Consider the following 7,703-nt stretch of genomic DNA (forward strand, 5'->3'; position numbering starts at 1 on the left):
CGTTATGGTAGGCATGCGCGTTCAGGTAGGGGACGCGAACCTTTTTGGCCACCTCGCCCGGCCGTTTGCCGGTGAAAATGATGTCCGGCTTCAGCATGTCCATTGCTTCAAGGCCTTCAAGTTCGTTGGGGTCGTCGATGGCAAGCGCCCCTTCCTCGCAGCGGGAGATCCCCTTTTCAAAATCGCCCTGATGGCCAAATTTGGAGTAAACCGAGACAACATCAACGCCAAATTCTTCATGAATGACGTTCGCCCAATGCCAAAGCTTGGAACCTCCGGGCCACAAACACACCTTCTTGCCCCGCAACCGCTCCTTGTACCAGTCGAGTTCCGGCTGCCAGCGGGCGGTTTCTTCTGCGATGATCGCTTCGGCCCGATCTTCGATGCCAAAGAACATCCCAACCTTCCTCAGCCCCTCCGCCAGGGTGCTGAAACCAAACGCATCGATGTCCAGACGAGGAATGCCGTATCGTTTTCTCAACTCGTTACAGATGTATTCGGCGGAACGCGCGCATTCGAGAACATTGAGATGCGCCCTGTGCATCGCTCTGAGATCGTCGTAAGAGCCGTTGCCAGTAAAGGTGGAGAGGACCTGAATGCCCATTCTCTTGAAAAAATCCATCATCACGTACTGGTCGCCCTGGATGTTGTACTCGCCAACATAATTAATCACGTAGGGACTGGTGATGACCGGTTCAATCGTTCCAACCTTTTGATTCATCCAGGCAATGTTAATTTTATGATGGCCGCCCGATTGACTTGGCCCGCCGAACCCTGGCGAGTTGCAGACAAAGATGTCGACCTCGGGCATTTCTTCCATTACTTCCTGGGCAATGGCGTCGATGTCGTCGCCGATCAAGGCCGAAGCGCAGGTCTGGTAAATGGACATCCTTTTGATGTTCGGGAACGCCTTGAAGGCCTCAATGATGGCCTGCTTGAGCAGTTTTTCAGCGCCGAAGATGACATGCTTTTCTTTCATGTCGGTTGCAAAGGTGTTCTTGATCTGAAAGTTGTCGTTGTCGCTGATGTACCGCTTGGTTTGCCAGGTGTCGTAGGTGCATCCAATCGGGCCGTGACTCAGATGGATGACGTCCTTCATGGGGGTGCCGATAACGTGCTTTGCTCCGCAGTAGGCGCAGCCGCGTTCGGAGATCGATCCTGGGATGGTGTTGAGGTATCCGGCCGGCAGGGCTGAGGTCAAATCCTCGCCCGCCCCTTTTATGACAGCGTGCTGTTTCCGCTCGGGTATGCACTTGCTGCATTCAAACTCGTGATAGGGCATGGTTCATTCCTCCTCATTACCTTACAAAATGGCTTTCTCGCCGGTTTCATCGGTGCGCACCCGCACGGCATCGTCAACTGGGCACACAAATATCTTGCCGTCGCCGATCTGGGCCGTCTGATTCACTTTGATGATCGCCTGCACCACAGGGCCAACGTCGGCGTCGCGGACAACCAGGGAAAACAGCCGTTTCGGGATATATTTCATTCCGCCGGATTTTCCCTGTCCCAGGAGTTCGGGAGGGATGTCGCAACTGATCTCGTTGGCAATGCCGCGCTGTTTGCCGCGTCCGATCGCCGGCATGGCCGTGAGGCTCAAAAACCCCAATTGTTCCAGGGCGTCTTTGGTCTTGCCCATCTTTTTGGGGCGGATGATCGCGATTATTTCCTTCATATCGTCACCTGTCAGAGCCCTGTTGAACCCGTGCGAACGGTGAACACTTCATCCACCGGGGTGACGAAAATTTTTCCGTCGCCGAAGTTGCCGGTATACGCCTTGTATTTGATAAGTTTGATTACTTCCGCCACACTGGCGTCCTCAACCACCATCAGGAGCATGACTTTGGGAAGCTCGTCGTAATGGATCGTACCGACAGTAATGCCCTTTTGTTTGCCGCGACCAAAGGCGCTGAGTTTGGTCATGGAGAAGAAACCCGCTTCGGCCAGGCCGTCGGCTACGCTGTCGGCGGCATCAGGTCGAACAATTGCTCTGATCATTTTCATAGTGTTGCTCCTTGGCAATTCTGCATTAGTCGGCAAGGCCGTATTTGACCACCATGGCCTCGAGCTCTTCCATCATCAGCGGTTTGGGAATAACGAAATTATCGTTTTCAATAATTTTCCGTCCAAGTTCGCTGTATTCCAGGGCCTGGTTTTCAGTCGGGTCGTATTCAGTAACCGTTTTTTTGTTGAACTCAGCTTTCTGGACAATGTTGTCGCGCGGCACAAAATGAATCATGTGCGTTCCAATCGATGCGGTAAATTCATCAAGAAACTCCCGCTCCCGATCCACCTTGCGGCTGTTGCAAATAATGCCGCCAAGCCGGACGCCGCTTTGTTTGGCGAACTTGACCAGACCCTTGCAGATGTTGTTGGCCGCATAGATCGCCATCATTTCCCCGGACGCGACGATGTACACCTCCTGGGCTTTGCCGTCGCGGAGCGGCATGGCAAACCCGCCGCAGACAACATCGCCAAGAACATCGAAAAAGACGAAATCAAGATCCTCGGTGTAGGCGCCGTTCTCTTCCATCAGGTTGATGGCGGTAATGATGCCGCGACCGGCGCAACCAACGCCCGGTTCAGGGCCGCCAGATTCTACGCAATGAATGTCCTTGAAACCAACTTTGATGACCTTGTCGTTGGTGACCTTCTCCGTCCCTTCTTCGCGCAGCACGTCCATTAATGTTTCCTGCGGTTTGCCTCCAAGAATGAGGCGGGTGGAATCAGCTTTGGGGTCGCAGCCATGAATGAATATTTTTTTGTCGTGAAAATGGGCCAGAGCTGCTGCAGTGTTCTGGGTGGTTGTTGATTTTCCAATGCCGCCCTTGCCGTAAATTGCAATCTTGCGTGTCATGATCAGACTCCATTGATGAGAAGTAGGAGACGCCGAAATGGAATCGCCTTCATTTGCAGGCTTCATAGCGATAAGCGTGCCAATGGCCGCTGCAGCTGTTTTTCGGAATGAATCTGTTGAGTTTTTAAATAATAAACGACGAAATATCAGGTGTTTGGCTCGTGGTAGGGCTTGCTCGATCGGTTGCGGCGGCGGCAAACTTTGCCACGGAAGCAAGGTTTCATACCCAAAGGTATCTTTTTTTCCGGGGAATGTTCGCAACCGTATTTTTCGCCGGGGACGCGGCTGGGGAAACAATATTTGGGTCGTTTTGAAAGGGGAGGATGGCAGATGCAGACGGGAAAAAAGAGGCTTGAATCGGCGTTGGGCAGGAATCCGGCAAGGTTCGGGGGGAGGCCTGCGGGTGGCGAAATGGATAGGTAAAGCAGCGCAATAGCGCGATGTGGCCGTTGCCGGCCTTCCAGCGGACATTCCGGCCAAGCGTTGCGATTGCACGATGTGATTGCGGGGGGAGAGGGGATGCGAATAACGCTGCGGTTGGATCGTCTCCGGCAGCGTGTTCGTTTTGGTACGCTCTTGACGGGGGCTGTCTCCGTAAACCTGCCGAGGCGGGATGCGAGCGGAACCGTCGCCTGCCTAAAGTTCCAAGGTCTGCACCGGCGACATCATCTGACGGAATTCCTTGTAGGTGATATGGTATTTTTTCATCCGCAAGCCCATGGTTCTGCGGGTCAGGCCCAACGCCGAGGCGGCCTCGCTGGCGTTGCCCTGATGGAGTCGGAGGGCTTCAACCAGCATCTCGTACTCAATGGCCGCCAGTTTCGATTCCAGCCCGCTTTGAACGTCCAAACCGGGCAACACCGGCGACTGCAGGGAGAGCGGCAAATTATATCCATGAATGGCGTCGTCTTCGGTGAGAATGACGGCGCGCTGGATCACATTTTCCAGTTCCCGGACATTGCCCGGCCAGTGATACTTCATCAGCATGTTGAGCGCCGGGGTTGTTATCCGGTTGATGGTCTTCTCATTTTCTTGCGAAAAACGGGAAACAAAATGCTCGGCCAGGGTGATGATGTCGCTGCCGCGATCCCGCAAAGGCGGAATCAGCAAGGGAAAGACGTTGAGGCGGAAGAAGAGGTCCTGCCGAAAAGTTCCGTTGGCCGCCATTTCGGCAAGATCTTTGTTGGTGGCGGCCACAATGCGGATATTGACCGTCACGGTTTTATTGCCGCCCACACGTTCGAAGGCCCTTTCCTGGAGCACGCGCAAGAGTTTCGCCTGAACGGCGAGCGACAATTCCCCGACCTCATCGAGAAAAATCGTCCCCCCGTCCGCCTCCTCAAAGCGGCCTTTACGCAGTTGGGTTGCACCGGTAAAGGAGCCTTTCTCGTGGCCAAAGAGCTCGCTTTCAAGAATGCTCTCCGGCAAGGCGGCGCAATTGAATTTTACCATCGGGCCATCGGGATTGGGCCCGTCGAAGTGGATGGCATTGGCGATCATTTCCTTGCCAACCCCGCTCTCCCCGAGCAGAAGCACCGTGATCTTGCTCTTGGCGACCTTATGCAGCAGCGCGAAGACCTCCATCATAGCCTTGGAAGAACCGATGATGCTCGAAGGCTTGAAGCGTACCCTCAGTTCCTCCAGCAGTTGCCGGTGGCGTTGTTCCCACAGGACTTTATCCACGTTTTCAACCAGGTACAATTCAACCGCCTGCGCCAGCATGTAGGAAACAACCATCAACGTGTCGACATGTTTGGCCAGCAACTCCTTGTTGTTGTCGTAATGGCGGATGGCGCTGATGCTGCCGAGCACCTTTTTCCCTCGTAAGATCGGCACGCACAGAAAGGCGTGGTCACGATCTTCCGGGCGGGAAAGACTGCCGGTGCGATTGAGGAAGGCGGGTTCGTCGCCAATTCGCGGCACAATAATGGGGCTTGCCGATTCGACCACCTGGCCGGTGATGCCCTCACCGGGAAAATAAACCCCCCGTGCCTGTTCCTCATCGGTTAACCCCATGCATTTATGGATAAAGATGCGGCCTGTCTCGCGATGATGCAAATTGACCATGGCCCGATCCATGGCCATTTCGTCGCGCATATAGTCGAGAAAGGCTTCCAGGGCCTGGGCGAGGTCGTTTTGCTCGGACAAAGCTCTGCCCATGGAGAAGAGCAAGGGCACGATTCTGCCCCGGCACACTCCGGCGTGGCATTCCTTTGTTCGAGGGTCGTTGTGTTTGAAAACACCCGCATAACATTCTTTGCCGGGCGCGTCGTTGTCAGTGGAAGTGCACATAGGGCCTCATAGCAAGCAGCACAGCAAAACAGCTTCTGTTCGCTTGCATGAAAATGATTCCAGACCATCCAAATTCGAATTTTCGGGTGAGCCGCGTCCTGGTTGTTTTTCTTCACAGCGACGTTGAGCGCAGGCATCAAGGCAACAGGAGCTACGATATGTCGCTACCGGAACCAAGCAAACGATGTGCCATGGCCTTGCCGGTCAGGTGAGGATTGTAGATATCTTCACTTCCACCAGCAGAGCAATCATCCCGGATGCATCTCTTGTTTTCCTATTATTTTGATTTTACATTGAAAATTTTCATCTTGAATTGTTGCTTTTGGAAGGAATGGATTGCGAGGCGGTTGCGGAAAGTTTTCGGCGCCGAATGCGAAGAAAAAAACGGAGGCGGCGGGAGGAACAGGGGCATAGATAATGAAGACAATGATGTCCAAATTCTCAAAGCAAGACAGCAACGGTTCGCCTGTGTTGCCGGAAATGAGTAATTTTTATTTTAAATATCAGGTTGTTGTTTGGTGTTGTGGACTTTTTCTTTTTCGTTACTTTTTTTAAAGTATAACCAGGGTGAGCCCTGTCCTGATCATTTGATTCTGTTTTCAAATCAAGCGAAGCAGGATGTGCAGAGCAAAACCTCGTCGACGAAGGTGTGTTATCTCGACCGCAGAGATCTCGGGACGTTGCGAGATTTCTCCTCGCGGTGCTCGTCGAAATAACAAACAGACGCGCATCATTTTTGAGATAGAAATGGAATGAGAGCCATCAAAGCGCGACCAAGCCGCCAGCGGCAATAAAAAAGGCGAGGCATCGCTGCCCCGCCTCTGGTCGTTGGCCAACCTTTTGTGCGTCTTGCTTATTTTTTAACCACTTCCACTCTGCGGTTGAGCGCCCGGCCTTCTTCCTTGCGGTTGTCGGCAATGGGGGCTTCCTGGCCGCGTCCCACGGCAGTCATCCGGTCGGCGGCAATGCCCTTGGCGACCACCGCATCCATCACTGCCTTGGCCCGATCCTCACTGAGCTTTTTGTTGCTCTCCGGCGTGCCGACGTTGTCGGTGTGGCCTTCGATGCTCACTTTGAGGGTGGATGCGGCCTTGAGTAGGGCGGCGATCTGCTCGACGCTGCTTGCGCTCTCCGGTTTGATCGCGGCCATGCCGGTGTCAAAATTAATGTAAAATGTTAAAAAACCTTCCTTGTTTATCTGCTTTTCCAACTCGTTGACGCTGACTTCCTGCTTCATCTCCTGCTTTTCCACCAGGAGCAGCATGTAATCCTGGTAGCCCTCGCTTGCGCAGAGGTACACCCAGTATTCGTTGCCGCCCTTGGTCAGGGTCATGGTGGTGTAGCGGTCGTACGACGTGCCGCCGGGGGATTCCACCAGGTATTTGATGGCGGTGGGCTGGAGGTCGGGGAACACCGTGCCGTCATAATCGCCGAGCACTGTGCCGCCGTCTTTTTTCACCGCGTTCTGGAAGTTGCGGACAATCTGCAGGGCGCTGGCCGGGGTGGCGCCTTCCTTGAGCTTGTAGCTGACGGCAAAAATCTTGCCTTCAACCGTGGTGTACGCTTCCGGAGTGGCCCATTCCTTGAGTTCCGGTTTGGGGAAGGCCACGGCGTCGAATTCGGTGGTGGCGCAACTGTAGATCTCGTAGCTGCTCATCCGGGAAAACAGGGGATGATCCTTGCAATTTTCCGCATCCGCCGACCAGGCGGACCCGCCGGACAACATGGTGACGATCAAAGCAGCCCCGGCAACAATTCGTTTCATTTCATCTCCTCCTTGGGAAAAAGTGGTTGGCGTCGACGCGCCCCAAAAAAATAGGTTGGTCGGATTATAGCGGCAACAGGGCGGACTGTCCAAGCAATGAACAGCAAAAATAGAGGCAATCCCCGGTGGTTATTCCCGGTGGTTAGTTGCCGAACAGATAGAGGCAGGCCAGCACCGCACAGACCACCCCGGCCAGATCGGCGACCAGGGCTGCGGCCATGGCGTGGCGGATGCGGCGCACCTGCACCGCCCCGAAATAGACCGCCAGCACATAGAACGTGGTTTCGGTGCAGCCTTGCAGGGTGGAGACCAGCATGCCGGTGTAGCTGTCCGGGCCAATGGCCGGATCGTTGATCAGCGAGGCCAGCACCGCGTAGGCCCCAGAACCGGAGAGCGGCCGCAGCAGGGCCATGGGCAGGGCCTCGGCCGGCAGGCCCAGGGGCGCGGTGAAACGACCGAGCGCCCCGACCAGCAGATCCAGGGCGCCGCTGGCGCGCAGCATGGCCACCGCCACCAGGATAACCACCATGTAGGGGATGATCCGCAGCGCCACCTGGAAACCTTCCCGGCCGCCTTCGACCATCGACTCGTACACCGGCACCCGGCGAAAGGCCCCAAAACCCAGGAAGAAGACCATCAGGCCGGGGATGATCCAGGGCGAGATGGTCTGACCGTAGGCAACGGCAGTCGGCACCAGCCCGATCAGCCCAGCCAGGGCGATGATGCTCACCCACAGGGGATAGGGCTGGCCCTGGTCTTCCAGGGGTTCGGTTTGGGCGGGGCCGGAAG

The 7,703-nt window shown here is 55.1% G+C and carries 7 protein-coding genes; all 7 read right to left on the bottom strand.

What is annotated here, in order from left to right:
• The coding region (gene anfD, locus RCH93_RS08775; protein WP_306547982.1) for a nitrogenase iron-iron protein, alpha chain at positions 1 to 1,282 on the bottom strand (1,282 nt) is incomplete at its 3' end.
• A 21-nt stretch (positions 1,283 to 1,303) separates the two neighbouring features.
• Positions 1,304 to 1,675 carry a P-II family nitrogen regulator gene (locus RCH93_RS08780; RefSeq protein ID WP_306547983.1) on the bottom strand — a complete coding sequence of 124 codons (372 nt, stop codon included), beginning with the start codon at positions 1,673 to 1,675 and terminating at the stop codon, positions 1,304 to 1,306.
• A gap of 11 nt (positions 1,676 to 1,686) precedes the next feature.
• Complete coding sequence (locus RCH93_RS08785; protein WP_306547984.1) at positions 1,687 to 2,004, bottom strand: P-II family nitrogen regulator; 318 nt, start codon at positions 2,002 to 2,004, stop codon at positions 1,687 to 1,689.
• Between the two features lie 25 nt (positions 2,005 to 2,029).
• On the bottom strand, positions 2,030 to 2,857 hold the full coding sequence (gene nifH / locus RCH93_RS08790) for a nitrogenase iron protein (RefSeq protein WP_306547985.1): 828 nt from the start codon (positions 2,855 to 2,857) through the stop codon (positions 2,030 to 2,032).
• 636 nt (positions 2,858 to 3,493) lie between these two features.
• Entirely contained in the window at positions 3,494 to 5,149 is a 1,656-nt protein-coding gene (locus RCH93_RS08795; protein ID WP_306547986.1) for a sigma 54-interacting transcriptional regulator, read from the bottom strand.
• A gap of 853 nt (positions 5,150 to 6,002) precedes the next feature.
• Positions 6,003 to 6,914, bottom strand: a complete 912-nt coding sequence (locus tag RCH93_RS08800; protein ID WP_306547987.1) for an OmpA family protein — start codon at positions 6,912 to 6,914, stop codon at positions 6,003 to 6,005.
• A 142-nt stretch (positions 6,915 to 7,056) separates the two neighbouring features.
• The coding region (locus tag RCH93_RS08805) for a spore maturation protein (protein WP_373693274.1) at positions 7,057 to 7,703 on the bottom strand (647 nt) is incomplete at its 5' end.

Origin of the sequence: Desulfobulbus sp., from assembly GCF_030824455.1 — a bacterium.
GTDB lineage: Bacteria > Desulfobacterota > Desulfobulbia > Desulfobulbales > Desulfobulbaceae > Desulfobulbus.

What these genes read in the sequence shown, in the direction of transcription:
- nifH (WP_306547985.1), bottom strand. Translation starts at nt 2,857, where the DNA reads ATGACACGCAAGATTGCAATTTACGGCAAGGGCGGCATTGGAAAATCA.
- RCH93_RS08800 (WP_306547987.1), bottom strand. Translation starts at nt 6,914, where the DNA reads ATGAAACGAATTGTTGCCGGGGCTGCTTTGATCGTCACCATGTTGTCC.
- RCH93_RS08785 (WP_306547984.1), bottom strand. Translation starts at nt 2,004, where the DNA reads ATGAAAATGATCAGAGCAATTGTTCGACCTGATGCCGCCGACAGCGTA.
- RCH93_RS08780 (WP_306547983.1), bottom strand. Translation starts at nt 1,675, where the DNA reads ATGAAGGAAATAATCGCGATCATCCGCCCCAAAAAGATGGGCAAGACC.
- RCH93_RS08795 (WP_306547986.1), bottom strand. Translation starts at nt 5,149, where the DNA reads ATGTGCACTTCCACTGACAACGACGCGCCCGGCAAAGAATGTTATGCG.